The organism is Mesorhizobium sp. NPDC059025, from assembly GCF_042739655.1.
In the GTDB taxonomy this organism is placed as follows: domain Bacteria; phylum Pseudomonadota; class Alphaproteobacteria; order Rhizobiales; family Rhizobiaceae; genus Mesorhizobium.
This window is the reverse complement of record NZ_JBHYIM010000002.1, coordinates 152,350-176,745: the sequence shown is the minus strand read 5'-3', so window position 1 is coordinate 176,745 and position 24,396 is coordinate 152,350. Positions and strand designations below refer to the sequence as shown.

At 59.1% G+C, this 24,396-nt stretch carries 24 protein-coding genes; 16 read left to right on the top strand and 8 right to left on the bottom strand.

The annotated features are described in order from the left end of the window. The first annotated feature begins 64 nt into the window (after positions 1-64). The 7 genes from tatB (at position 65) to ACFWYE_RS04970 (ending at position 6,888) form a co-directional block, all read left to right on the top strand. Complete coding sequence (tatB, locus tag ACFWYE_RS05000; RefSeq protein WP_379110618.1) at positions 65-742, top strand: Sec-independent protein translocase protein TatB; 678 nt, start codon at positions 65-67, stop codon at positions 740-742. Further along, a complete protein-coding gene (tatC, locus tag ACFWYE_RS04995; protein WP_379109991.1) occupies positions 739-1,611 on the top strand; it encodes a twin-arginine translocase subunit TatC in 873 nt (290 codons plus the stop codon). Before tatB ends, tatC begins: the two co-directional genes overlap by 4 nt. Positions 1,612-1,784: 173 nt before the next feature. Beyond that, a complete protein-coding gene (locus ACFWYE_RS04990) occupies positions 1,785-2,369 on the top strand; it encodes a hypothetical protein (RefSeq protein ID WP_379109989.1) in 585 nt (194 codons plus the stop codon). 80 nt (positions 2,370-2,449) lie between these two features. Beyond that, positions 2,450-3,754 (top strand): serine--tRNA ligase, encoded by a 1,305-nt coding sequence (serS, locus tag ACFWYE_RS04985; protein ID WP_379109987.1) that lies wholly within the window; start codon positions 2,450-2,452, stop codon positions 3,752-3,754. Then, positions 3,754-4,512: a 5'/3'-nucleotidase SurE gene (gene surE / locus ACFWYE_RS04980; protein WP_379109985.1), complete on the top strand. Its 759-nt coding sequence runs from the start codon at positions 3,754-3,756 to the stop codon at positions 4,510-4,512. Before serS ends, surE begins: the two co-directional genes overlap by 1 nt. Then, a complete protein-coding gene (locus tag ACFWYE_RS04975) occupies positions 4,509-5,159 on the top strand; it encodes a protein-L-isoaspartate(D-aspartate) O-methyltransferase (protein WP_379071990.1) in 651 nt (216 codons plus the stop codon). Before surE ends, ACFWYE_RS04975 begins: the two co-directional genes overlap by 4 nt. 136 nt (positions 5,160-5,295) lie before the next feature. Beyond that, positions 5,296-6,888, top strand: a complete 1,593-nt coding sequence (locus ACFWYE_RS04970; protein ID WP_379109983.1) for a peptidoglycan DD-metalloendopeptidase family protein — start codon at positions 5,296-5,298, stop codon at positions 6,886-6,888. Between the two features lie 117 nt (positions 6,889-7,005). On the opposite strand, the gene ACFWYE_RS04965 is transcribed toward ACFWYE_RS04970, so the two are convergent. Next, the gene (locus tag ACFWYE_RS04965) at positions 7,006-7,875 is read right to left on the bottom strand and encodes an ATP-binding protein (RefSeq protein ID WP_379071984.1); all 870 of its coding nucleotides are present in this window, start codon (positions 7,873-7,875) and stop codon (positions 7,006-7,008) included. Positions 7,876-8,106: 231 nt separating this feature from the next. Here ACFWYE_RS04965 and yajC point away from each other — a divergent pair, with 231 nt between their 5' ends. The 6 genes from yajC (at position 8,107) to ACFWYE_RS04935 (ending at position 13,821) form a co-directional block, all read left to right on the top strand. After that, complete coding sequence (gene yajC / locus ACFWYE_RS04960; protein ID WP_379071981.1) at positions 8,107-8,445, top strand: preprotein translocase subunit YajC; 339 nt, start codon at positions 8,107-8,109, stop codon at positions 8,443-8,445. A 49-nt stretch (positions 8,446-8,494) separates the two neighbouring features. Continuing rightward, complete coding sequence (gene secDF / locus ACFWYE_RS04955) at positions 8,495-11,041, top strand: protein translocase subunit SecDF (RefSeq protein WP_379109981.1); 2,547 nt, start codon at positions 8,495-8,497, stop codon at positions 11,039-11,041. Between the two features lie 23 nt (positions 11,042-11,064). After that, on the top strand, positions 11,065-11,460 hold the full coding sequence (locus ACFWYE_RS04950; RefSeq protein WP_379073080.1) for an Mth938-like domain-containing protein: 396 nt from the start codon (positions 11,065-11,067) through the stop codon (positions 11,458-11,460). A gap of 20 nt (positions 11,461-11,480) precedes the next feature. Beyond that, entirely contained in the window at positions 11,481-12,305 is an 825-nt protein-coding gene (locus tag ACFWYE_RS04945) for a phytoene/squalene synthase family protein (RefSeq protein ID WP_379109979.1), read from the top strand. A 128-nt stretch (positions 12,306-12,433) separates the two neighbouring features. Next, positions 12,434-12,871, top strand: a complete 438-nt coding sequence (locus ACFWYE_RS04940; protein WP_379109977.1) for a hypothetical protein — start codon at positions 12,434-12,436, stop codon at positions 12,869-12,871. Next, complete coding sequence (locus ACFWYE_RS04935) at positions 12,871-13,821, top strand: sterol desaturase family protein (protein ID WP_379071972.1); 951 nt, start codon at positions 12,871-12,873, stop codon at positions 13,819-13,821. The genes ACFWYE_RS04940 and ACFWYE_RS04935 overlap by 1 nt, the downstream gene beginning before the upstream one ends. A gap of 73 nt (positions 13,822-13,894) precedes the next feature. Here the strand turns inward: ACFWYE_RS04935 and ACFWYE_RS04930 are convergent, their stop codons facing one another. The 4 genes from ACFWYE_RS04930 to ACFWYE_RS04915 all read right to left on the bottom strand — a co-directional run bounded on the left by ACFWYE_RS04930 (position 13,895) and on the right by ACFWYE_RS04915 (position 16,801). Beyond that, positions 13,895-14,458, bottom strand: a complete 564-nt coding sequence (locus tag ACFWYE_RS04930; protein WP_379109975.1) for a hypothetical protein — start codon at positions 14,456-14,458, stop codon at positions 13,895-13,897. A 63-nt stretch (positions 14,459-14,521) separates the two neighbouring features. Continuing rightward, positions 14,522-15,949, bottom strand: a complete 1,428-nt coding sequence (gene trmFO / locus ACFWYE_RS04925; protein ID WP_379071967.1) for a methylenetetrahydrofolate--tRNA-(uracil(54)-C(5))-methyltransferase (FADH(2)-oxidizing) TrmFO — start codon at positions 15,947-15,949, stop codon at positions 14,522-14,524. Positions 15,950-16,474: 525 nt separating this feature from the next. Continuing rightward, on the bottom strand, positions 16,475-16,615 hold the full coding sequence (locus tag ACFWYE_RS04920) for a DUF1127 domain-containing protein (protein WP_129415561.1): 141 nt from the start codon (positions 16,613-16,615) through the stop codon (positions 16,475-16,477). 45 nt (positions 16,616-16,660) lie between these two features. Further along, the gene (locus ACFWYE_RS04915; protein WP_129415560.1) at positions 16,661-16,801 is read right to left on the bottom strand and encodes a DUF1127 domain-containing protein; all 141 of its coding nucleotides are present in this window, start codon (positions 16,799-16,801) and stop codon (positions 16,661-16,663) included. Between the two features lie 239 nt (positions 16,802-17,040). On the opposite strand from ACFWYE_RS04915, the gene ACFWYE_RS04910 reads away from it, so the two are divergent. Together ACFWYE_RS04910 and ACFWYE_RS04905 are read left to right on the top strand one after the other, a co-directional pair. Next, entirely contained in the window at positions 17,041-18,159 is a 1,119-nt protein-coding gene (locus tag ACFWYE_RS04910; protein WP_379109973.1) for a DUF2157 domain-containing protein, read from the top strand. Continuing rightward, positions 18,153-18,749: a GDYXXLXY domain-containing protein gene (locus ACFWYE_RS04905; RefSeq protein WP_379073078.1), complete on the top strand. Its 597-nt coding sequence runs from the start codon at positions 18,153-18,155 to the stop codon at positions 18,747-18,749. Before ACFWYE_RS04910 ends, ACFWYE_RS04905 begins: the two co-directional genes overlap by 7 nt. Before the next feature lie 169 nt (positions 18,750-18,918). Here the strand turns inward: ACFWYE_RS04905 and ACFWYE_RS04900 are convergent, their stop codons facing one another. Then, a complete protein-coding gene (locus ACFWYE_RS04900; protein WP_379109971.1) occupies positions 18,919-19,053 on the bottom strand; it encodes a hypothetical protein in 135 nt (44 codons plus the stop codon). A gap of 408 nt (positions 19,054-19,461) precedes the next feature. After that, positions 19,462-21,087, bottom strand: coding sequence for a D-glucuronyl C5-epimerase family protein (locus tag ACFWYE_RS04895; RefSeq protein ID WP_379109969.1), 1,626 nt, complete (start codon positions 21,085-21,087; stop codon positions 19,462-19,464). A 331-nt stretch (positions 21,088-21,418) separates the two neighbouring features. Between ACFWYE_RS04895 and ACFWYE_RS04890 the strand changes: the two genes are divergently transcribed. After that, positions 21,419-22,573 carry a tyrosine-type recombinase/integrase gene (locus ACFWYE_RS04890; protein WP_379109967.1) on the top strand — a complete coding sequence of 385 codons (1,155 nt, stop codon included), beginning with the start codon at positions 21,419-21,421 and terminating at the stop codon, positions 22,571-22,573. On the opposite strand, the gene ACFWYE_RS04885 is transcribed toward ACFWYE_RS04890, so the two are convergent. Further along, positions 22,570-23,901, bottom strand: coding sequence for a hypothetical protein (locus tag ACFWYE_RS04885; protein ID WP_379109965.1), 1,332 nt, complete (start codon positions 23,899-23,901; stop codon positions 22,570-22,572). The two genes, ACFWYE_RS04890 and ACFWYE_RS04885, sit on opposite strands and share 4 nt — an antisense overlap. Positions 23,902-24,396 lie beyond the last annotated feature (495 nt).

The following is a 24,396-nucleotide window of genomic DNA, read 5'->3' as shown; positions in this document are numbered from 1 at the left end:
GCAATTCCGGACGCAAAACCGCTGTGCACTTTTGCTGGAATTGCTCTAGTCGGAACCGATAGTGATGTTCGAAGTCGGCTGGACCGAGATGCTGGTGATCGCGATCGTCATGATCGTGGTCGTCGGCCCGAAGGATTTGCCGAATATGTTGCGCACCTTCGGCCGCACAGTGGCCAAGTTGCGTGCCATGGCGGGTGATTTCCAGAAGCAGTTCAACGAAGCGCTGAAGGAAGCCGAACTCGACGACGTCAAGAAATCGGTCGACGAGCTGCGCAGCCTCAATCCGGCCGCGCAAATCCGCAAGCAGCTCAATCCGTTCGAGCAAGCCGCTGCCGACGTGCGCTCCGGTGTCGACAACATGATGAAACCGAAACCGGCGGAAGATCCGGCGGCACCGGCAGCCGCTGAGCCGCAGGCGGCGGAGCCTCTGAAGAATGGCGCCACTGTTCTGCCGGGGGTGAATGGCCCGGAGACCATGCCGGCGGCACCTGTCGTTCCGGTGACGGAGCCTGCTGCCGCTGCGGTGGCTTCTGCAACGCCTGCAAAACGCAAGTCCGCCGCCAAACCGGCAAAGGCGGCCGTTGCTGCTGCGGCCAAGCCGGTCGCGACAAAGGCTGCCGATCCGAAGGCTGGAACCAAACCTGTTGCGAAAGCTCCTGCAGCCAAGGCGCCAGTGAAACCCGCGAAAGCGTTATCCGCTGCAAAAGCACCTGCAAAGAAGACGGCGAGGACCGCCAAGTGAGTGTTTCGGAACAGGATGAGATCGACAAGTCGTCGGCTCCGCTCATCGAGCATCTGATCGAGTTGCGTCGCCGGCTCATCTGGTCGATTGCAGGCTTCTTTGTCGCCTTCCTGGTCTGCTTCTTCTTCGCCAAGAAGCTGTTCAACCTGCTCGTCGTGCCATTCAAATGGGCGACGCAGTGGGCCGGCCTCGATCCGCACAAGGTCGAGTTGATCTATACCGCGCCGCAGGAGTTCTTTTTCACGCAGGTCAAGCTCGCCATGTTTGGCGGCATGGTCATCGCGTTCCCGCTGATCGCGACGCAGATCTACAAATTCATAGCGCCTGGTCTCTATAAGAACGAACGTGCAGCCTTTCTGCCGTTCCTCATCGCTTCGCCGATCCTGTTCTTGATGGGCGCGGCGTTGGTTTATTTCTTTTTTACACCCATGGTGATGTGGTTCTTCCTCGCCATGCAGCAGGCGGGCACCGACAGCGAGGTGCAGATTTCGCTGTTGCCCAAGGTTTCGGAATATCTCAGCCTCATCATGACGCTGATCTTCTCCTTCGGCCTGGTCTTCCAGTTGCCGGTGGTGACCAGCCTGATGACGCGCGTCGGGCTTTTGTCCTCACAAGCATTGGTCGATAAGCGCCGCTGGGCAATCGTCATCGCTTTTGTGGTTGCTGCGGTGCTCACGCCGCCCGATCCGCTCAGCCAGATCGGTCTGGCACTGCCCACCATCATCCTCTACGAGGTCGCGATCATCACCTCGCGCATGATCGAGAAGAGCCAGAAACGCGAAAAACTTGCGCGCGAGAAAGAAGAGGCAACCGCTTCTGCCGAGGCTCAGTCTTCCGAGACATCGACGGATTCCGCGCCGCAATCCTGATCAGACCTGCCAATTGCCGCGTTTTTCCAGATTGCGGCAATTGGTGAGGTTTCGTTAGCAAAATTCCCTCATCCTGCGACGGACCGAATGATGCTGTCGCACGAGACATGATGTCCTGTGCCTGATTTCCGGTGTTCTGCTTCATGACGAGCGGCTGCATCAGCGAGATCGCCATGCTTTCGACTATTGCACTCAACCAGGTTTCGTCGCTTTTCCTGCAGATCGCCCCCATTGTGCCGCGTTCGCAGAAAGCTGCGGCTGTCGGAGATAAGATTCTCGAGGCGCTTCACAACGATCCACCCCGGAGGGATACACGCAGCAGCGAACTGCCAATGCAGGTTCGTGCCAAAGCCGTCGAAGCCATGTTCAGCGTGAACAGCCTTGATGTGACCGCGCTGAAGGTGTCGCTCATCGAGCGCGCCGGTCAGGAACTCGGCGTCAAACAATCCGACTACGCTTCAACGCGGGAGTACGGCGCTGCCTTGCAGCAGGCCTTTGCCTCATTGCAGCGGAGCCCGAACGCCTACCTTGTCATCAAGGAGATCGAAAAGAAGCTTGGATTGGATGAGATCGGAATCTCCTTGGAGGATCTGATCAATGCGATCGCAGATCCGGATGGCAAGGGGAACGAAAAGCTCAACAACGCCCTGGATATCTATGTGCATGGAATTGTCGACCGTGACCGCAACGGGGCGGCTTCCGGCGACAAAACTCCTGCCACCCATCCGCTGGACGAGATCGGCATCTACAGGCGCTGAGACTGGCACCCGGTCGTCCCGCCCTTGCATCCTGCGCCGAGGAGAGTTACCCCACGGCTCCCTCTTCAGGATGGATGGACATGCTCGATATCAGATGGATTCGCGAAAACCCGCAGGCCCTTGTCGAAGCGCTGGTGAAGCGCTCGTGGTCGCAGGCTGACGCCCAGTCCACTGTCGACGACATCATCGCCACGGACGAAGCCCGTCGTGCCCATCTCGGCCGGCTGCAGGAGGCACAGGAGCGTCGCAATACGGCGTCCAAAGAGATCGGCAGAGCGCTCAGCACGAAGGATGCCGAGCTGGCTGAAAAGCTGAAGGCTGAAGTCGCCGAGATCAAAAGCTTCATACAGGGTGGCGAAGCCGAGGAACGCCGGCTCGACGAGGCACTTGAAGGTATCCTCGCCGTCATTCCGAACGTGCCGCTCGACGACGTGCCGGTCGGCAGGGACGAGCACGACAATGTCGAGGTGCACAAGATCGGCAAGGTTGCGACGCGACCGAACTGGGTCAAGGAGCATTTCGAGGTTGGCGAGGCGCTGGGCCTGATGGATTTCGAGCGCGCCGCCAAGCTGTCGGGTTCGCGCTTCACCATTTTGCGAGGCCAGTTGGCGAGGCTCGATCGTGCGCTCGGCCAGTTCATGCTCGACCTGCACACGACCGAGCATGGCTACACGGAGGTGCAGCCGCCGCTTCTGGTACGCGACGAAGTGCTTTTCGGCACCAACCAGCTACCGAAATTTGAAGAGGATCTGTTCTTCACCCCGCATGGCGAGAGCAGGCTTGGCCTTATCCCGACGGCAGAGGTGCCGCTGACCAACCTGGTGCGCGAGGAGATCGTTGCGCATGACAGATTGCCGTTGCGCCTCACCGCACTGACGCCCTGCTTCCGTTCGGAGGCTGGTTCGGCCGGTCGCGACACGCGCGGCATGCTGCGCCAGCACCAGTTCTACAAGGTCGAACTGGTTTCGATCACCGATCAGGAAACGTCGATCGCAGAACATCTGCGCATGACGCAGTGCGCAGAAGAAGTGCTCAAGCGGCTTGAATTGCCGTTCCGCACCGTGGCGCTGTGCACCGGTGATATGGGTTTTGGGGCGCGCAAGACCTACGATATCGAGGTCTGGCTGCCCGGGCAGAACGCCTATCGTGAAATCTCGTCCTGTTCGGTCTGTGGCGATTTCCAGGCCCGGCGCATGAACGCCCGCTACAAGGATCGTGAGGGCAAGGGTAACCTATTCGTCCACACACTGAACGGATCGGGCGTCGCCGTTGGACGCGCACTGATTGCCGTCATCGAAAATTACCAGAACGAGGACGGCAGCGTAACCATTCCTGAAGTCCTCAAGCCCTACATGGGCGGCTTGGAAAGAATCGAATCGAACTAATGCGCATTCTTCTGACCAATGACGACGGCATCCATGCCGAGGGACTTGCGTCGCTCGAACGCATCGCCCGTACGCTTTCCGACGACGTGTGGGTGGTGGCTCCAGAGACCGACCAGTCCGGCTATGCGCATTCGTTATCGATTTCCGAACCGCTGCGCCTGCGCAAGATCGGCGAGAAGCATTATGCCGTCCGCGGTACGCCGACCGACTGCGTCATCATGGGCGCGCGCAAGATTCTGCCCGAACTGCCGGATCTTATTCTGTCGGGCGTCAATTCCGGCGCCAACATTGCCGACGATGTCACCTATTCCGGTACCGTTGCCGGAGCCATGGAGGGCACGCTGCTTGGCGTGCGTTCCATCGCCATCAGCCAGGCCTATTCATATGTCGGCGAGGACCGCGTCGTTCCCTATGAGACGACCGAGGCGCTGGCCCCGGCATTGTTGAAGAAGCTGATTGCCACGCCCTTGCCGGAGGGCGTGCTGCTCAACGTCAATTTTCCGAATTGCACGCCAGCCGAGGTCGAAGGCACCGTGGTGACGTCGCAAGGCAAGCTGGTGCACTCGCTATGGGTGGATGAGCGTCGCGATGGCCGCGGCCTGCCATACTACTGGCTGCGCTTCGGGCGCGAGCCTGCGGAAGGCAAGACTGGCACCGATCTGCACGCCATGCGCAACAGACTGGTATCGGTGACGCCGCTTCACCTCGACCTGACCGCTTATGAAATTCGAGACCAACTGACGAAGGCGCTTGCATGATCGGTTCCGACGAACGCGAAGGGTTTGCCGCCTTTCTGCTTCGCCTGCGTGGCAAGGGTTCTGTTCCGAAACCGCTGATCGCTGCCTTCGAAGCGACGCCGCGGCATGCATTCATCTCGGGCCAGTTCCATTCCATTGCCTGGACTGACCGTATGCTGCCGATCGAATGTGGTGAGGCGATGGAAGGGGCCGACCTTCAGGCTGCCGTCATCACCGCGCTCAACATCGAGCCCGGCAATCGTGTGCTGGAGATCGGCACGGGCTCAGGTTTCACCGCGGCGGTCATGTCGCGGTTGGCCGCGCGGGTGGTCACCGTCGACCGCTACAAGTCTCTTATCGAGCTTGCCAAGCAGCGCTTCGAGGCGCTGGGCATCGCCAACGTGTTCGCGCGCCACGCGGACGGCTCCAACGGTCTCGTCAATGAAGGACCATTCGACCGGATCATTGTCTGGGCAGCCTTCGATTCGCTACCGCGTTTTCTGCTCGACCAACTCTCCAGCGGTGGTACCGTGATCGCGCCGATCGGACCGGAGGAGGGGGAGCAGGTGCTGGCCAAGCTGCTCAAGGTTGGCAGCCGCTTCGAGCGAGAGGACATCGGCACGGTGCGCTTCCAGTCGATCCTGCCGGGCGTTGCAGCCTTTATCTGATCAGCGCCACGCGCTGCCCCGATCCGGACAAACATTTTAAGAAAAATTTCGACGGATTCTAACGGCTTAACCGACCAGTAACATTAACGCGCTTTAATCCGGGTCAGTGAGTACCGGGTAAGTGCGGGTTATTGCGATGCGGCTCAAATCCTTGAAGGCAAACAAGCGCAATCTGACGCGTGGCTGCGCCATGTTGCTGGTCATCGGCGCGGTTTCTGGATGCAGTTCCCAGGTTGCCCGCTTCGGTGGCGTCGATACGATGGCGACAGCCTCGACCGACAATCAGCGTTCGATCATCTCCAAGCAGGCGGCTGCCCAGCCTTATCCAGGTGATCCGCAGTATCAGGCTTCCAACGCCAATTACTCGCGCTCTTCGGTTGCCCGCTCGAGCCTGCAGCCGGTTTCGTCGCAACCGCTGCCGACAGTCGCGCAGGCCACTGCTCCCGCGGTCAACAAGGCGCGCGCCGCAGCCGAGCCCGTCATCGCACAAGGGCAGGCCAAGGTGTCGAAGGTCGATCAGACCGTGACCGGCGGCATCAATCAGCTGCAGGCGCCGGTCAATTCGACCATTGCCAATGCGCAGGCCTCCGCCGAGGAAGTGAAGGGCTGGTCGCGCGCTGGCGGCACTCAGATCACCGCACGCGAAGGCGAGACGGTCTACAACCTCTCGCGCCGTTACGGCGTGCCGGCCGACGTCATCATGAAGACCAATGGCCTGGCCTCCGCCGATGGCCTGAAGAGCGGGCAGAAACTCGTCATCCCGACTTATGTCTACACCAACAAGGCTCCGGTTTCCGCACCCGACAACGATCCGAATGTTGCCGATGCGAAGTCGTCGCGCGGTACCAACGCGCCTGCCAACAAAGTGCCGCTGCCGGGCAATGCGCCTGCCGAGAAAGTGGCCGTGTTGCCGCAGCAGCCGAAGGTCAAGGAGGGCAAGGCTGCTGCTCAGGTCGATGCATCCGCCGCTGCCAGCGATCCGAAGGCAAAGCCAGCCAAGGAAGCTCAGGTCGCTGCGGCGCAGCCGAAGGCCGGCGCCGGTGGCTACACCGTCCAGCAGGGCGACACGTTGTCTTCGATCGCCCGCAAAACCGGGGTTTCGACCACCGCGCTGAAGCAGGCCAACGGTATGCAGGATGGCCTGCTGCGCATTGGCCAGACGCTGAAGGTTCCAGCAGCTGGCACCGCGCCTGCTGCGGCCGTGGCGGCAGCAAAGCCCGTCGCACCGGTCGACCCGGTCAAGACTGCGTCGATCCCTGCGCCGGAGAAGCCGAGCGCAACGCTTGCCACATACACGCCGCCGAAGAAGGACCAGAAGGTCATTCAGCAGGCGGAAAGCGAAGCTGCGGAAGCGCCGGACTCCACTGGCATTGGCAAGATGCGCTGGCCGGTGCGCGGTCGTGTCATCTCCGGCTACAAGTCGGGAGCAGGCGGCATCGACATAGCAGTTCCGGAAGGCACGCCTATCAAGGCTGCTGAGAACGGCGTCGTCATCTACGCCGGCGACGGGTTGAAGGAATTCGGCAACACGGTGCTTGTACGTCACGAAGATGGGCTGGTCACGGTCTACGGTCATGCCTCTTCGCTGGAGGTGCAGCGTGGCCAGAAGGTCAAGCGTGGCCAGGAGATCGCCCGTTCCGGCATGAGCGGTACCACCGACGCGCCGAAGCTGCATTTTGAGGTGCGCAAGAATTCGTCGCCGGTCGATCCGCAGACGTTCCTCGAGTAGGTCGGGCTCGAATAGAAGAACAAGAAGATTACGGGTCGTCGACCTCCAGTCCGGCCCGGCGCTTGGCCCGCTCCCCAGGGAGCGGGCTTTTTCGGTTATGGCTGGCGAACCGGTGAGTTAGAGTTGTTTGCCGAGGCGGCCGGCCAGATCCTGTGTGAACTGCCATGCGACACGGCCGGAGCGGCTGCCGCGCGTGGTTGCCCATTCCAGGGCTTCCGCGCGCAGTATGTCAGCGTCCATGTCCAGTCCGAAGTGGCGGACATAACCGTCAACCATGTCGAGATAATCGTCCTGCGAGCATTTGTGGAAGCCAAGCCACAGCCCGAATCGATCCGACAATGACACTTTTTCTTCCACGGCTTCCGACGGATTGATCGCTGTCGAGCGCTCGTTGTCGATCATGTCGCGCGGCAACAGGTGTCGGCGGTTCGAGGTTGCGTAGAAGATGACGTTGTGAGGACGGCCCTCGACGCCGCCTTCGAGCGCAGCCTTGAGAGACTTGTAGGAGGTGTCGTCATGATCGAAAGAGAGGTCGTCGCAGAACAGGATGAACCGGTAGGGGGCTGCCTTGAGCATCGTCATCAGCTTTGGCAGGGTGTCGATGTCCTCGCGATGGATTTCGATCAGCTTGAGCGCGCCGTCCAGTTTGCCGGATGCGTTGATCGCAGCATGGACAGCTTTGACGAGTGAGGATTTGCCCATGCCGCGTGCGCCCCACAGCAACACGTTGTTGGCTGCATAGCCCAGGGCAAAGCGTTCCGTATTATCGAATAGGATATCGCGCACCCGGTCGACGCTGCGGATAAGGGCAATGTCGACCCGGTTCACCCTGGCGACCGGCTCGAGATAGCCGGGATCCGCCTGCCAGACGAAGCAGTCGGCCGCGGCAAGGTCGGTCTTCGGCGGCGCTGGCGGCGCCAGCCGGGCAACGGCTTCGATCAGCCGGTCAAGTTTTTCAGACAGCGCTTCGATGTTTTCCTGGGGCAAGGGACGTCCTCGGCATCATGATGACGTACACATTTCACATGCGTACCGTAACGTACGGTTCTCTCATGGGCTTTGGCTTTTTGCAAGCATTGGTGCGACCAAAGCGACACGGTGGCATAACAGCGGTGTGAGCAGGGCGGGGAATGGTTGCAATAGTGGCTTTACTGACTATATTCCGCGCAAATTTCGTGGGCCGGATAACGGCTTTCCTCTACGTCTCAGGAGTTTTCGATGTTCGTGACACCGGCATACGCCCAGGGCGTTGGCGCCACACCTGATGTCTTCATCAGCATTTTGCCGTTTGTCCTCATTTTCGTGATCATGTATTTTCTCATCATCCGTCCGCAGCGCACCCAGATGAAGAAGCGCGGTGAGATGCTGGCCGCCATCCGCCGCGGCGACACGGTCGTTACCGGCGGCGGGTTTGTCGGCAAGGTCACCAAGGTGGTCGACGACAATGAACTCGAGGTTGATCTCGGCAACGGCCTGAAGGTCACCGCACTGCGCAGCACCATCGCCGACGTGCGGGTCAAGGGCGAGCCGGTCGCCAACCAGAACGCCAAGAACTAAGCGCAGCGGCGTGCCCGGCACGCCGGATCGACGCACTGGATCGTAGAACATGCTCTATTTTTCGCGCTGGAAGGCAATCCTGATCTGGCTGGCTGTTGCCGTCACGTTCGTCCTTGCCGCGCCCAACCTCATCCCGGCCGACACCTTGGCCAAATTGCCGAGTTGGGTCCCGAAGAAGCAGATGACCTTGGGGCTCGATCTGCAGGGCGGTTCTCACATCCTTCTCCAGATCGATCAGAACGATCTGATCAAGGATCGGCTCGAAGCCAGCCGGGACGAAATCCGCACCCTGCTGCGTGACGCCAAGATCGGTTACACCGGTCTGTCCGGTTCAGGCCGTGTGGTTCAGGTCCGTATCCGTGACGTAGCCCAGGTCGACGCCGCCAAAGAGGCGCTGAAGGGGCTGGTGGCACCGATAACGTCCGGATTGTTCAGCGGTGGCACGATCACCGAGTGGACCGAGGATGAGCCGGAGCCCGGTCTGCTACGCTTCACCATGACGGATGCTGGCGTCAAATATCGGTCCTCAACCGCGTTGACCCAGTCGATCGAGGTCGTTGACCGGCGCGTCAACGAACTCGGCACCACGGAACCGATCGTTCAGCGCCAGGGTGATGATCGTATCGTCGTGCAGGTGCCTGGTCTGCAGGACCCGCAACGGTTGAAGGAAATTCTTGGCCAGACCGCCAAGCTGACCTTCCAGATGGTCGATCAGACGATGCCGGTGCAGGAGGCCATCAATGGCCGTCCGCCCGCGGGCTCCAGTGTGCTCTATTCGAAGGATGATCCGCCGGTTCCATATCTGATCGAGAACCGTGTCATCGTTTCGGGCGAGAACCTGACGGATGCTCAGGCGACATTCAACTCGCAGACCAACGAACCGGTCGTCTCGTTCCGCTTCGATTCCAAGGGCGCCACGCGTTTTGGCCAGGCGACCCAGCAGAATGTCGGCAAGCTCTTCGCCATCATCCTCGACAACCAGGTGATTTCTGCGCCGCAGATTCGCGAGCCGATCCTCGGGGGCACTGGCCAGATATCTGGCAATTTCACGGCCCAGAGCGCCAATGACCTTGCGGTCCTGTTGCGTGCCGGCGCTTTGCCTGCAACGCTGACCGTCGTCGAAGAACGCACCGTCGGTCCAGGCCTCGGACAGGACTCGATCCAGGCCGGCAAGATCGCCGGCATCATCGGCTCGATCCTGGTCGTCGGCTTCATGTTCGTCGCCTACGGTTTCCTCGGCTTCCTGGCCAACATTGCACTGGCCGTGCACGTTGCCATGATCGTCGGGTTGCTGTCGTTGCTTGGCGCCACGCTGACAATGCCGGGTATTGCCGGTATCGTGCTGACCATCGGCATGGCGGTCGACTCCAACGTGCTGATCTACGAGCGTATCCGCGAGGAACGACGACAGGGGCGCTCGGTCATCCAGGCGATCGATACCGGTTTTGCCAAAGCGCTGGCGACCATCGTCGATTCCAACGTCACCTCCTTCATCGCCACTATCGTGCTGTTCTGGCTCGGTTCCGGTCCGGTCAAGGGCTTTGCCGTTACCTTCGCCATCGGCATCCTGACTACGGTCTTTACTGCCTTCACCTTTACGCGCCTGCTGGTTTCGATCTGGCTGCGCCGCGCAAAGCCGAAGGAACTCCCGCGGGCTCCCGTGACCTTCGTGAAGCCCGGCACAAAGTTCCCATTCATGGGCTTGCGCCGATGGACCTTCGCGTTGTCGACGCTACTGTCGATCATGTCGGTCGTCTTGTTCATGACCGTCGACATCAATTATGGCGTCGACTTCAAGGGCGGCTCGACGATCGAGGTGCAGTCGAAGAGCGGACCGGCGGACATCGCAGATATCCGTGGCAAGCTGTCGGAACTCAACATCGGCGATGTGCAGGTGCAGCAATTCGGCAGTCCGACCGATGTCCTGATCCGCGTGGCGGCGCAGGAGGAAGGCGACAATGCCGAGCAGAGCGTCATCGACAAGGTGCGCGCGGAACTGCAGGACAAATATGAATTCCGCCGCGTCGAAGTTGTCGGTCCGACGGTATCGAGCGAACTCGCCACGCAAGGCACGATCGGCATGCTGGTCGCGCTGGTTGGCATCCTGATCTACGTCTGGTTCCGTTTCGAATGGCAGTTCGCTGTCGGCGCCATCGTGGCGACCGTGCACGATATTGTCATGACGATCGGCTTCTTCTGTATAACCGGCATAGAGTTCAACCAGTCATCGATCGCCGCGATTCTGACGATCATCGGCTATTCGCTGAACGATACCATCGTGGTCTATGACCGTGTCCGCGAGGATCTGCGCAAATACAAGAAGACGCCGATGCCGACGATTCTGAACACGGCGATCAACGAGACGCTGTCCAGAACGACGTTGACCGCGGTGACGACGATTCTGGCCCTGCTGGCGCTGGTATTGTTCGGCGGCGAAGTGATCCGCTCGTTCACGCTGGCAATGCTGTTCGGTGTGGTGTTCGGCACCTATTCGTCGATCTTCATCGCCGCGCCGTTGCTCATCCTCTTCAAGCTGCGCCAGGCCCCTAATGCAGCCGAAGAGAAGCCAGCGAACGGCAAGGCACTCACGACCTGATAGGCAAGAACGTGGCCAAGAGCCTGTTCGGCGGCAAAGGCATAATCATCCGCGAGGCCCACTTCCCCGGCCGCGCGGCGATTGAGGCCTACGGCAATGGCGGCTTCCGCTTCGCTGACATGTCGCATCGCGGTTCGCTGCTGTGCCTGCCATCGGGCGTCCACGGTTGGCAGCCAGCCAATCCGGCTGCCTTGACCGCTGCGGATTTCGACAAGGTTCTGGCTGAAGCCGCCAGCATTGAGATCCTTCTGGTCGGCATGGGGCCGGACCTGCGGCCCTTGCCCGCCGCCCTGAAGGCGGCATTCAGGCAGGCCGGGATTTCCGCCGATCCGATGTCGACCGGTGCTGCCGTGCGGACCTACAACGTGCTGCTTGCTGAAGACCGCGCCGTCGCCGCCGCTTTCATCGCGGTTGATTGACCGTGCCCGGCGCGACCGTCATGGACACGGTGCGAGCGGCTGATCATGACCGCTACCTGTCCGCGCTCTATGCTCCCGGCGACAGGCGTGATGCGCTGCTGGCGCTCTATGCTTTCAACGCCGAAATCGCCGGTGTGCGTGACCGCATTCGTGAAGCGTTGCCGGGCGAAGTGCGTCTGCAGTGGTGGCGGGACGTCATCGCGTCGAACGCGCCGGATTCCGGCGCGGGCCATCCGCTTGCCGAGGCGCTGACGGCGGCGATCCGGCAGTACGACCTGCCAAGGCAAGCCTTCGACAACTATCTCGAGGCTCGGATTTTCGATCTCTATGACGACCCGATGCCGTCGCGCACCGATCTCGAGGGCTATTGCGGTGAGACGGCGTCGGCCCTGATCCAACTGGTCGCCCTGGTCCTCGACCGTGCCGAAGCGCCGAGTTTTGCCGAACTTGCAGGCCATGCGGGCTGCGCGCAGGCGATCACGGGTCTGCTGCTTTTGCTGCCTCAGCACCGGGCGAGGGGGCAATGTTATGTGCCCTCGGATATCCTGTCCGCGGTCGGTTCGTCGCCGCAGGAGTTCCTGGCAGGCAACGGCGGTCCGGCGGCTGGCCGAGTCGTCACCGCGATGATCGCCTTGGCGCAGGAGCATATGGCCGCTTTCGAACGTGGCGCGGCAAAGCTGCCGGCTACACTGCGCCCAGCCTTTCTCCCGCTGGCGCTGACCAAAGCGTACCTGACTTCGATGAACAGCCGCGATGCGGTTGCATCAGTTTCCGGAACTGTGCAGTTGTCGGCTTTGAAGCGGCATTGGCTGCTGTTTCGCCGGGCCGGGCGCGGTTGGGCCTGACCGCGCATCCAATAGTCTGCTGCTCCTGGGGTTCGCGGCTACGTCGATTTTCTTTGACGTAAACGTCAACCGTGCTAGTTTTCGCGCGGGGGTTGGGCGCGAGGAGGCGTTCGCCCGGAGGAGCGCCTTTGATCAGTCTGCCAGTTCTCGTGGTGATGGTCGTCGTCGGTATTTCGATGGCCGTCGCAGCCGTGCATTTCACCGGCGGCAGCCGGGTCACGCGGCTGGTTGATGCCGGACAGGCTCTGGACCGCTTTGCCGTGGATTTCCCTGATCTTACGCCGGGAGCGGTGCAGCTCACTGAAAATGGCGATACGGCTTTCATCGACCTCGGCGATGGGCGCACCGGTATCGTCCACGCCATCGGCGACCGGTTTTTGACTCGTCTCGTGGCGCCGTCGGAGATCGAACTCGCCAGACTCGGCGATGGCAGGATCCTGACGCTGCGCTTCAAGGATTTCACATGGCGGGAAGGACGCTTTGCCTTTGCGGATGCCGCAACCGCTTCTGCGGTTTTCTCGGCGTTGGATCCGAAAAATCACCAGGCTAGGCAGGAGGCCGTCTGATGCAGACCTATCAGTTTCCGGATGTCACCAAACTCGCGATTCCATTCTTCGTCGTCGCCATACTTCTGGAAGTCTGGCTGGTGCGCACCGGCCGGGCCAAGGGAGAGTTCGAAACACGCGACACGCTGACCAGCCTGATGATGGGCACCGGCAATGTCGCGGCGGGAATTCTCCTGGGTATCGTTTCCTTCTCCGCGCTGATGTGGGTCTGGCAGTTCCGTTTCTTCGACCTTGGTGTCTCGGTCTGGACCTGTATTGCCGCTTTCCTGATCGATGATCTCCGCTACTACGTCTATCATCGTATCGCCCATCGCTGCCGTTGGGTGTGGGCCGAGCACGTCAACCATCACTCGAGCCAGCACTACAATCTCTCGACCGCGCTCAGACAGAGCTGGACAGGGCTGTTCACCGGCATGTTCGTGCTGCAGGTGCCATTGGTGCTGCTAGGCTTCCATCCGGCCGTAATCGCCTTTGTGTATGGCTTCAACCTCGTCTACCAGTTCTGGATCCACACCGAGACCATCGGCAAGATGTGGAACTGGGTGGAGTTTGTCTTCAACACGCCCTCGCATCACCGTGTGCATCACGCCACCAATCCGCGTTACCTCGACGCCAACTACGCCGGTACACTGATCATCTGGGACCGGATGTTCGGCACCTTTGTCGAGGAACTGGAAGAGGACCGGCCGCGCTATGGCATCGTCAAGAACATCGGCACCTTCAATCCGGTGAAGGTAGCGTTCCACGAATGGATCGGCATGTTCAGGGACGCATTTTCTCCAGGCCTGACCTTTGGCCAGCGGCTTCGGTATCTGTTCATGCCACCAGGCTGGAGCCATGACGGCTCACGCGACACCTCCGAAACGCTGAAGGCGGCCTATGTGCGTCGAAATCCAGCTGAAGCGGGCAAGCCGGGGCTGCCCGATCAGAAGATCGAAGCTGCCGAATAGGCGGCATATTGAGATTTGTGCCGCGCTAGCCGTGCCGCAGACTTGATCTCGGCCAAGTCCAACTATGCCCTGGTCAACCGGCTTTGAGCTGTTGCGCGCCATTGATGGGAGTACCCCATGAAGGCAGGGGGCTGTCGTTCGACGTCCTCACCAGCGAATCATAGACGGCAAGACTCTGCAGGCGCTGCGTTTCGCTGCTGCATTGCCGGACGAAGCCACCCGCGTACCAGGTACAACCGAGCCGTTCGCCCGGCAAGGCGCCCGTGGCCCAATCCTTGACGACCCCGTCGGGCCCGACACGAAAATAAGCAAGCCGATAGCGCGTGCCCACGCTTTCGCGCTGCATCAGCACGCCGGCGTCCACATTCGTTCGCGTGGACTCCACATTGTCGATATGCCGGTAGACAGTATCGCCGTCCGCCAGACGATACTCGCCGATCATCGGCCCATAGATGGTCGCACCCGCCAGACCTTCGACCGACATCTGGCTTTGCGATGCGATCTGCATGTAAGGCTTGCCGGTCGCATACCGCATGTAGTTGCGATCACCGAGCGACTGCAGCGCTTCCGGTGCCGTGGTACAGCCGGCGCAGGCCGACAGAACAACGAAGGCCAGCATCCTTCTGCGTGAAAACATGATGGCCCCCCGACCGATATGAGGGTCGCAGGCTAATCCGCCATCGCTTAAACGTAAATCCGCTTATTCTGCTGCCTGGGCGGCGCGCGCCGGCAGACCGAGCCATGCGCGGCAATCGGCCAGTGCCCGTGCGGTTGTCGCTTTCTTCTTGGCGATCGATTTGTCCTTGCCGCGGAAACGGCCCTCGAAACCATCGGGGCGTAGTTTCGTGCCAGCTTCAAGCGGCGGAAACAGACCGAAATTGACGTTCATCGGCTGGAACGAGCGCTTGCCTGGTTCGTCGTCGGAGGTGATGTGACCGCCGGTGATGTGGTTGAGCAGCGCGCCAAAGGCCGTGGTGGCTGGTGGCAGCGAAATCGCCGCGTCGAGCCGCTCGGCCGCGGCGAAGCGTCCTGCCAACAGCCCGATGGCGGCACTTTCGACATATCCTTCGCAGCCGGTGATCTGGCCGGCAAAACGCAGGCCTGGACGGCTCTTCAGCTGCAACGAACCGTCGAGCAGGGTTGGCGAGTTGATGTAGGTGTTGCGATGCAGGCCGCCGAGACGAGCGAACTCGGCATTTTCCAGACCCGGGATGGTCTTGAAGATGCGGACCTGTTCACCATGCTTCAGCTTTGTCTGGAAGCCGACCATGTTGTAGAGCGTGCCCAGTGCATTGTCCTGCCGCAGCTGCACGACCGCATAGGCCTTGACCGTCGGGTTATGCGCGTTGGTCAAGCCCATCGGCTTCATCGGCCCATGTCGCAGTGTTTCGACGCCACGTTCGGCCATGACCTCGATCGGCAGGCAACCGTCGAAATAGGGCGTACCTTCCCACTGCTTGAATTCGGTCTTGCCGCCCTCGATCAGGGCCTGAACGAAGGCATCGTATTGTGCCTTGTCCATCGGGCAGTTGATGTAGTCCTTGCCGGTGCCGCCGGGGCCGACCTTGTCGTAGCGGGACTGGAACCAGGCCACGTTCATGTCGATCGTCTCGAAATGCACGATCGGTGCGATGGCATCGAAAAAGGCGAGCGCATCGGCTCCGGTTTCGGTGGCGATGGCCTCGGCGAGTGAAGGTGCCGTCAGCGGTCCCGTTGCAACGATGACCTGACCCCATTCCGCCGGCGGCAGGCCAGTCACTTCCTCGCGCTGGATAGTGATGAGCGGATGTGCCTCGAGCCTGGCAGTAACTGCGGCCGAAAAACCATCGCGGTCGACGGCAAGTGCTCCGCCGGCCGGAACCTGGTTGGCGTCGCCCGCGGCCATGATCAGCGAACCGGCCAGTCGCATCTCAGCGTGCAACAGGCCGACGGCATTGGCTTCTGCATCGTCCGAGCGGAAGGAGTTCGAACAGACCAGTTCGGCAAGATCCTGTGTCTTGTGCGCGTCGGTACCGCGCACCGGGCGCATTTCATGCAGGATCACCGGCACGCCGGCCTGTGCGGCTTGCCAGGCTGCTTCCGAACCGGCGAGGCCACCGCCAACAATGTGAATAGGGTCTTTGCTCATGCGGCCCGCAATAGTCCTTCGGCAGTGCGAATGCAATTCTCGCGATGCCGACCGGTTTTCAAAGCTGTTGCAGGAGCCCGAATAACACAACACCCGCCGGGGGAGGAGGTCCGGCGGGTGTCGTTTGGGTGACCGACCTCAGGGAGGAGGAGGAGGTCGGCCTTATTCGTCGTTGCCCGGGAGGAGGTGGGCTTTGACAAAATCTCTTTCGCCAATCAGAGAGGACGAAACTCTCTTTCGGAAACAATGCCCGCCGCTGGGAGGAGGAGTGCGGCGGGCACCGTTTCGGTGGTCGGCCTCAGGGAGGAGGAGGAAGCCGACCTATTCGTCATCGCCGGGGAGGAGGTCGGCTCTGACAAAATCTCTTTCGCCAATCAGAGAGGACGAAACTCTCATTCGGAAATAACGCCCGCCGCTGGGAGGAGGAGTGCGGCGGGCGCCATTTCGGTGGTCAACCCTTGGGAGGAGGTAAGGGGTGACCGTATCCGTCAGGGTCTGGGAGGAGGTAGACCCTGGCGAAATTGCTTAGCTCGCCTTGCGAGCGGCCTGCTTGATTTCCATACGGAACAGGCCGATGTCTTCCAGCTGGCGGTTCGACAGGCGACCGAGCTGTTCGACCGTGTCGCGGTAGGCGCGCCAGTTACGGTAGCTGCGGATCAGGTTCATTGTCGTGTCTCTCAATTCGGTTCGGGCCGGGTTCGGCCCGACTGGTTACGCAGCCTTGCGGGCCACGTAAGGGATGTCGCTGCGGCTGATGCCGATATCGCTCAGCTCACGGTTGCTCAGGCGGCTCAGCTCGGAAACGGTGTCCCGGTAGCGGCGCCAGTTGCGGTAGTTGCGGATCAGGTTCATGATATTTGCTCGTTTACGTCTTTGTTCGTTCGTTCATCTTTTCTGTACGGTGCTAAAATAGGTGGACCCATATCGATTTAAAAGTGCGATTGTCGCATGGCAGCAATGCGTTTTGTGCAATGCAACATGGCAGCCATTTCACACCATCGTCATAAAGAAGCCAGAATCGGAAAATGACGCGCTGCCAATGATTTGCTCCGACCGGCTGGTAATCCGACTAAAATAGTGGAGTGAGACTCTTGGCAAGCTATGCGAGCAAGGTCGGGCAGGATATCGCGCGTTGGGTCGAAAACGGCCTGATCGATGCTGAAACCGCCGAAAAACTGCGCCGCGACATCGAAGCGAATGTGCGCCGCTCTCTTTCCTTCGGAACGGTCCTTGCCATGCTGGCGGCCATTCTGCTTGGCGCCGCCATCCTTATCTTCATCGCTGCCAACTGGGAGACCATCCCGCGCATCGCGCGCGTGGTGGCTGTCTTTGCCGTCATCGCGGCGGGCTATGTAGGCGGCGCATGGCTGAAGCTGCGCGACCATCCCGCCTTTGCGGAGGCCGCATGGGTGGTTGCGGCGGCTGCCTTCGGTGGCGCGATCGCACTGATTGGCCAGATGTATCATTTCTCGGGCGACGAATCCGGCGCGATCCTCACCTGGTGTGCCGGCACCGCGCTTGCCGCGGCAGCGCTGCGCTCGAATCCGCTCACCGTCATGGCGGTGGCCATCGCCGACGGCTGGATGGTCATGATGCTGCTCAACGGCTTCGACTTCCGCAGCGGATTCGATATTCCTTATCTCTATGTGTTGATGGCATTCGCGCTGTTCCTGATCTCCTACTGGACGCGCAGCCAGCCGTCCCGACACCTCATCATCCTGTCGCTCATTATCTATGCGGGCTTCGTTGCCGTGGCAGACGAGTGGGATGCGATGGCGATTCAGCTGGCGATCGGCTCGGCTGCGGTCTTTGCGGCGGCGGTCTATGCATCCGAGCCGCTGGATAGCCTGTTGCAACTTGGCGGGCGACTGCCGTTGCATGCCTTCCTTGGTTTCCTCATCGGGATGGCCATCCTGCAATTCGAATATGACGAGGGGGGAGGCCTGATCCTCACCTCGGCGCTGATGCTCGCCGGCATCGTTGCCGCCATCGTGTTGGCCGGGCGTGACAGCCGTGGCCTGCGCTGGCTCGCTTACATCGGTTTCGCCTACGAACTGGTCTGGATCTATCTCGTCATGATGGGGACGATGCTGGACACGGCCAGCTTCTTCCTTGCTGCGGCGGTGATCCTTGGCCTTCTCGCCTTTGTCATCATTCGCGTTGAAAAGCGCATGCGTGGACATGCAACGGAGGGAGGGGCAGCATCATGACCGGAAAGAAGCTCATCATCTCCGCCGTCGTTCTGGCGCTTGTCCAGATCGGCTTCCTGAGCTGGATCATCGCCGGCCGCGCCGCCATCCTGCGCAACGGCACTGAGGTCCTGTTGAAGGTCGAGCCCGTCGACCCGCGTGACCTGTTGCGGGGTGACTATGTCCGGTTGGGGTACGAGATCTCCACCATTCCGGCAAAGCTCGTGGCTGATCTGGAGGCCGGTCGGACAAAAGCGCCAGTTGAGCGCATATTGGTACGGCTGAAGAAAGATGCCGATGGCTATTGGCGTCCAGTTTCCGTTTTCTTTGGCACCCCGCCGTCCGCTCCTGGTGTGGACCAAGCCGACATCGCGGGCTCAATTCCTCCTGGTTACATTCCTGCGGACCATTCTTTTGAGCCGGATGCCACGCTCTCGCCGGACTACGGCATCGAGCGCTTCTATTTGCCGGAGGGCCAGGGGCGGGCGATCGAGACCGACATGCGTGTTCGCCCCTTCGGGGTACGCGTTGCGCTGGCCAAGGACGGTACCCCGCAGATCAAGGCACTGGTCGACGGCGACAAGACGCTGTTCGAGGAGCCGCTTTATTAAGAGGGTGCCGGTAGGTGCATGGCGATGTCGAGGGTAGGAAACGTCGAGACGCATTGGGAAGTGTGTTATGTTTGTATGGCGCAAATTCTAACCCACGGCTGCGAGCGCGACCATCTGGCATCTGGTCAGCCGCCCATCGAAAACGCGAGCGCAACGAAAAGCCGTGAGGTTAGGAAAAATTGGTGAGGATGAGGTTGGGCGCCTCGGCGTATTTGTCGTAGATCGAAATGAAGCGCCGCGCTTCTTGCACGGCATAGTTCTTGTAGGTGGCCACCTCTGCCTGTGCGGCGCGCTGACCCCGCACTTTCGGCAACCTGTCGCAGCATCGCTGGATCGGCGACGTCTAACAGGAAAGCACGCGAGGTAGCCACATGATAGGCTATTCGACGATCAGTCCAAGTGCAATCAGACAGTAAATAGTCGGGCTGTCGCTTCCGCCACTACGCGCGTTGCTCAACCGGTTCCGAGATCGTACCTTGAGAGCCGCTTGCTCCGTGCGGGAACTCGCCTCCACGGACGTTGCCCATGGACTTTGGCTATTACTGCATTCCTCCCAAGAAGCGCCTCTCTCGCCACTTTTGTCGTTCCGGGCATCATGTGTCTCACTTAACTCAACCTACATCTTAGCTGGCGGCCTGATAGTAGAGTTTCAACCATCGTCACAAGGGAATGTGGTACGAAATCTTCAGCGCAATGTCAGCAAGTGATCGATCTATTTTTCGAAAACGACGGCACCATCGCTTTTCTCAAGCACCCGAAAGAACTCATATTGGTTTTCTGCGATCGAGACTCGCCCTAACCTTATATGAGCAGGTTGGGTCATTTTGTCCGTAAATATGACAAGGGTGATACCGTCAATGCTCATCAAATCGTCAGCGCCTTCAAATCCCAGTTTTGAAAACGACATAATTTGTTTGATGCCGGCAGAGCCGGGAATAAGGTATCTCTCAACCATCATATCCCCATCATGCAAACGAACCGCCATTTTCATTGGCGCGTCCGTCTCCACTTCGATTGATACAATGGCCGCATCAGATAAGGCCCGATTTGGGAATTTTAGATCGAGACGGGCTTCGTCATCGAGGTACGTCTTTTCCCCAGGGGGCGATGACGTCACTGACGGGTCAATCTTGATCCATCCATCTTCACCTTTTACTGCATCAAGGCTTGGATAGATGGGGGATGCGATGGTTACGGCGGCATCGTCGCTATTCACTTCGCGAAACCAATTCGTTTGGTAGATCTCGAAAGCTTGGTCCATGTAGTTCGACATGACAGAGCAAGTAGGCGTTGCTGGTGAAGGGCCGAAAGCGAATGCCCAGCGCATGAAACCTCTTCGATTGTCAGTCTGGTAGCTGACAGATTGGTCCCCATCCGAGCAATTGAGATGTATCTCAAAGAGATCGAGATTGTAAGGATGAGGATTCCCAGAGGACGAAAAGAAAACTGTTCGCCCCTCCCGTCCGTTGACGAGATATACCGGATAATATCGGCTAAATACGTCGCTTCGGTTGATCTCTTGCTGTTTGAAGAAGGGGTACCCCGACAACTGATACAAACCGGCAAACTGCAATTGCTCGAACAGCAGGTAGTGAGGTGGATTGATCGTCGGCTTATGCAACATGTACAACGGCCATTTCGTATCCTTGAGAAACCGATCGGCAAGCTTAACTGTGCCTGCCGTAGCACATTCGAAAGCCGACTGGAGCTTTGGAGATCCAAGTTTGTCTGCAAGGATTTTTAGCGATGTGAGGGCAAATAGGTGGCCGTTAAGGACGTAGTACTCATCCTCTCTCTTCATGCCTTCCCAGGAATATTCTGAAAGCCAGCAGCCACTTCCATTGTCTGGCCACATCGAGCCGCCTTCTTCTGGTGAAGTTAGAGCGAGATCGAGCATCTTCCTGGCTAGGCCTATATAATTTTCATTACCAGTTTTCTCGGCAACGGCCACCAAAACCATCGGCATGAAGAACATGTCCATTCCGGACCACCAACCCGGCGCAAGCTTCTCGTGCTGGAACCCATAGGTAAGCTTTGCCATGCGATTCAGATTATACTTCGCGATAATCTGATCAAGGCGTTTAGACGCTTCCGCAGCATCTCTAGTACTATAGAAATTCGCCCAGACTGCCCACGTGCTCAGTAGCGGATTATCCTCGGTTATCAATTCGGAAAATGGTTTTTCAAACAATGCTCTTGATGACCAATTGAACTGCTTTAGCGAAATCTGATCGAGATCAATGATATCGACCTCACGATTTTTCACAGCAAACCAACCAGTAACTGAAGTTGCGAGCATCACCACCGCGATGGCGAAGCCCGCCAAAGTTTTCTTCATAGGTATCCCCCCCGTTCCGGGCTATTAGCCCACCGTTGCGATAGAACGCAACAGCGGTTTCATTTCTGTGCTGTCACTGCCAGACTCGAGGTTAAGACCTCTGTCTCAACCTCAGCAGTCGCATAGCTAGAGATGTCCTGGAGTAGGGGCGGATGAAGGGCATCCCTTTGAAATATCAGGGCTTATCAGCGCCTCTCATCTCTTCTCAAGGTCATTGACCCTATTGGGGTTTCCTGTTTCGTTCCGTTTCATCTCTTCTCATCTCGTTGCAGCCTAGCGCACGATTGAATGGGGATTTTTCAGGGGACGTCAGAACAGGGAGTCCGAAGCAGTGGGAGTGATGAATCGACTGACCGTTAAGGGCATAGCCTCGCTTTCTGCGGGCAAGCACGCCGACGGCGGCGGTCTGTGGCTCTACAAGCGCGAAAATGGTGCGCAATGGGTGCTCCGTTTTACGATCCACGGTCGCCGCAGGGAGATGGGTTTAGGCTCTGCAACCCATGTAACGCTTAAGGAAGCGCGGGAAACGGCTAGCGACTGCCGGAAGGTGGTTCGCGCGGGGATGGACCCTATCAAGGAGCGTGCGCGCAAGCGCCGGCAGGCAGCCCGAAACATCCACATGCTGAAGGACATTGCAGAAGAGGCTTTCGAAGCCCGTAAGGCCGAATTGAAGGGCGACGGCAGGGCTGGCCGGTGGTTTTCGCCCTTGGAACTGCATATCCTGCCGAAGCTTGGAAAAATTCCAGTCGCGGATCTAGATCAAAAGGATATCCGCGATACGCTTGCTCCGATCTGGCACTCTAAGGCTGAGACAGCGAGCAAGGCGCTGAGCAGACTTGCCATCTGCCTGCGGCATGCTGCGGCTCTCGGCTTGGATGTCGATCTGCAGGCGACCGACAAGGCTAGGGCACTGCTTGGCAAGCAGCGTCATAAGGCTGAGAACATTCCGGCGATGCCCTGGAAGGACGTGCCGACGTTCTACGCTAGCCTCAACAACGGCAGCGTCACGCATCTTGCCTTGCGGCTTCTGATCCTCACAGGCGTTCGCTCAGGGCCACTGAGGCATATTCATGAGGATCAGATAGCTGGCGATGTCTGGACGATCCCTGGCGAAGCCATGAAGGGCAAGCGAGACGCGACCGCCGATTTCCGGGTGCCGCTGTCTTCTGGAGCGATGGAAGTTATCAACGAGGCTCGGCGCCAGGCCAGAGAAGGTTACCTACTCCCTAGTCAGCGGAAAGGCGTCATCTCGGACATGACGATGGGCATGTTCATGCAGCGGGCTGAAATGGAGTATCGGCCGCATGGTTTCCGATCGAGCCTGCGCGATTGGATCGCGGAAACGACGACGACACCACACGAGGTGGCTGAGACTGTCTTGGGGCATATTGTAGGCGGTACCGTGGAGCGCGCCTATCGCCGGACGGACTATCTCGATCAGCGGCGCACGTTGATGGAGCGGTGGGCTCTCTACGTTCAGGGTTAGTAGCTGTCGATTACATGAATGCGATTATTGGTGGCTTGCCACTTGACGACCCAGGGCGACACATTGAGTTCTTCGGCTATTTCTTGCACTCGGTATGTCGAAATTGAACTACCGCCCGACCTTGCCCGGATATGTCTGATAGGAGCTAATAATTCGGCGGCGAAAGCTCGACTGGCTTGCTGATCGCGAGTTCTAGCTGTCGTGATAAGCCGCTTGTCCGGGTGTTGCCTCTGGTCCAGCGTCAGAAATATGCCCCTGGCCGCAGTAAATCGTCTCTGAGACTCTTTGCGCTCAACCATCGATAGGCGAACCTCATCGATATTTTCGGGATCGAGCGCCCCGGAAACACCTGCAAAATCAGTTTGTTCCGTTGCCACAACGTGGTTGTCAGTCGAGCAATCAATTCCAAACTTATCAAATAGCGTTGTTCCACCCTCTGGGTCATTTGCGGACACGCCGATTTCTTGTCGGACGCGATGTGCTGCGTCGATTCCTCCGCGCCAAGCAGGAATGTCATCAGAAGGCAGGCGCCTAAACGCAGGCTGGAGCGAGGCGAGAGAAAACGGCCTGGCGTCTGTCAATGCATCATAAGCGCCAGATGCAATGGCTGCACTTCGGCGCAAGGTAAATTCGTCGGATGCCTGGCAAAGATCTAGAAGCGCACTTGGCGTCAGATGATCAGATATTTCGTCTAGGATGCGGTCAATTTGACTGTTCTCGTCGTAGGGATTAAGTCCCAAGGCTCCCATTAAAGTACAGTAAAATTCCTGATTAGGCGTGGTGCTGCTGATCAGCCCCCAGAGCTCGCTCACAAGAGTTTCGCCAATTTCGCGGGTCTTCAGGCGCTTAACGACTTCGGAAACAAGTTGACCGAAAACTTGTCGAACACTGTCTCGGGGAACTTCACAGGTTGTTTGTTCCGTAAACGTCAGTCGTGCAAAGCGTAGGTACGCCTGCCGACTTGAGAATTCAATCTGGTCGCCTGTTGGAACCAGCCACAGATCTGGAAGTGCAAATCCAGCGCGTGCGCTGCCGAGCCAATGACGGGACATATACCCATCTTCGTCCTCGCCTTCATTCTTGCGCGGCTCGAACAGAAGTGCCCACCAATTGCTCACGATCCACTCAGCCAAGGAGTAGATTGGAATTTCAACTTTGTCGCCAACGTCGCCTTTGTCCGACTTGTAATTAGTGGCGAATGTATCCCGCAGACCAATACTCAGCCGAGCCAGCGTCGCGTCCAGCGCAGCGCTAGTTGTTGTGGCTGAGTCGATCCATTTGAAATTTATGGATAGATCGCCAGATTTTATCTCAAATTCGTCGGCCATTCGCGTCGATCTTCAAGTGGATAGGCATGATACTCGCCAGATTGGCGATTGGTCAGCCGCGCTTCATATAGAACGGTATCTTCGAGGTGCCAAGCATACCTAGGGTACTTGCCCTCCAAGGCCATCGAAACTCGACCGGCACGCATAGCTTCCCTCAACGCATGTGTCGCTAGATCTTTTGTCCATCGGGGGTCACACTTGCTAGCATGCGGGTAGCGTCTGCCCGCGGGGATACCCATTCGAGAACCTGCTGGTCGGTGGTACGCACTTCCACCATACCAAGCCGTAGCTGCAGCTTGCTTAAGCGCCCCAATCACTTTCGGATCACAGGTCGTCAAATCCAGCATTGTTCTCCCGCGAGCTCTGTTTTTCACGCGAGCGTCGCGACGTTGCGGTTTTTCCAGCGGCATTCTTCTGCTCGCCCTCCCAGAGCATGCCAAAGCTTCGCTTGCTTTGGCTGAGCGCGCAAGTCAGATTTGCTGCGTACCCGCTTCG

Bases quoted from the DNA above. Each gene is read 5' to 3' on its own strand.
- tatB (WP_379110618.1), top strand. From the start codon at position 65: ATGTTCGAAGTCGGCTGGACCGAGATGCTGGTGATCGCGATCGTCATG.
- ACFWYE_RS04990 (WP_379109989.1), top strand. From the start codon at position 1,785: ATGCTTTCGACTATTGCACTCAACCAGGTTTCGTCGCTTTTCCTGCAG.
- serS (WP_379109987.1), top strand. From the start codon at position 2,450: ATGCTCGATATCAGATGGATTCGCGAAAACCCGCAGGCCCTTGTCGAA.
- surE (WP_379109985.1), top strand. From the start codon at position 3,754: ATGCGCATTCTTCTGACCAATGACGACGGCATCCATGCCGAGGGACTT.
- ACFWYE_RS04975 (WP_379071990.1), top strand. From the start codon at position 4,509: ATGATCGGTTCCGACGAACGCGAAGGGTTTGCCGCCTTTCTGCTTCGC.
- ACFWYE_RS04970 (WP_379109983.1), top strand. From the start codon at position 5,296: ATGCGGCTCAAATCCTTGAAGGCAAACAAGCGCAATCTGACGCGTGGC.
- yajC (WP_379071981.1), top strand. From the start codon at position 8,107: ATGTTCGTGACACCGGCATACGCCCAGGGCGTTGGCGCCACACCTGAT.
- secDF (WP_379109981.1), top strand. From the start codon at position 8,495: ATGCTCTATTTTTCGCGCTGGAAGGCAATCCTGATCTGGCTGGCTGTT.
- ACFWYE_RS04945 (WP_379109979.1), top strand. From the start codon at position 11,481: ATGGACACGGTGCGAGCGGCTGATCATGACCGCTACCTGTCCGCGCTC.
- ACFWYE_RS04935 (WP_379071972.1), top strand. From the start codon at position 12,871: ATGCAGACCTATCAGTTTCCGGATGTCACCAAACTCGCGATTCCATTC.
- ACFWYE_RS04930 (WP_379109975.1), bottom strand. From the start codon at position 14,458: ATGTTTTCACGCAGAAGGATGCTGGCCTTCGTTGTTCTGTCGGCCTGC.
- trmFO (WP_379071967.1), bottom strand. From the start codon at position 15,949: ATGAGCAAAGACCCTATTCACATTGTTGGCGGTGGCCTCGCCGGTTCG.
- ACFWYE_RS04920 (WP_129415561.1), bottom strand. From the start codon at position 16,615: ATGAACCTGATCCGCAGCTACCGTAACTGGCGCGCCTACCGCGACACG.
- ACFWYE_RS04915 (WP_129415560.1), bottom strand. From the start codon at position 16,801: ATGAACCTGATCCGCAACTACCGCAACTGGCGCCGCTACCGGGACACC.
- ACFWYE_RS04895 (WP_379109969.1), bottom strand. From the start codon at position 21,087: ATGAAGAAAACTTTGGCGGGCTTCGCCATCGCGGTGGTGATGCTCGCA.
- ACFWYE_RS04885 (WP_379109965.1), bottom strand. From the start codon at position 23,901: ATGGCCGACGAATTTGAGATAAAATCTGGCGATCTATCCATAAATTTC.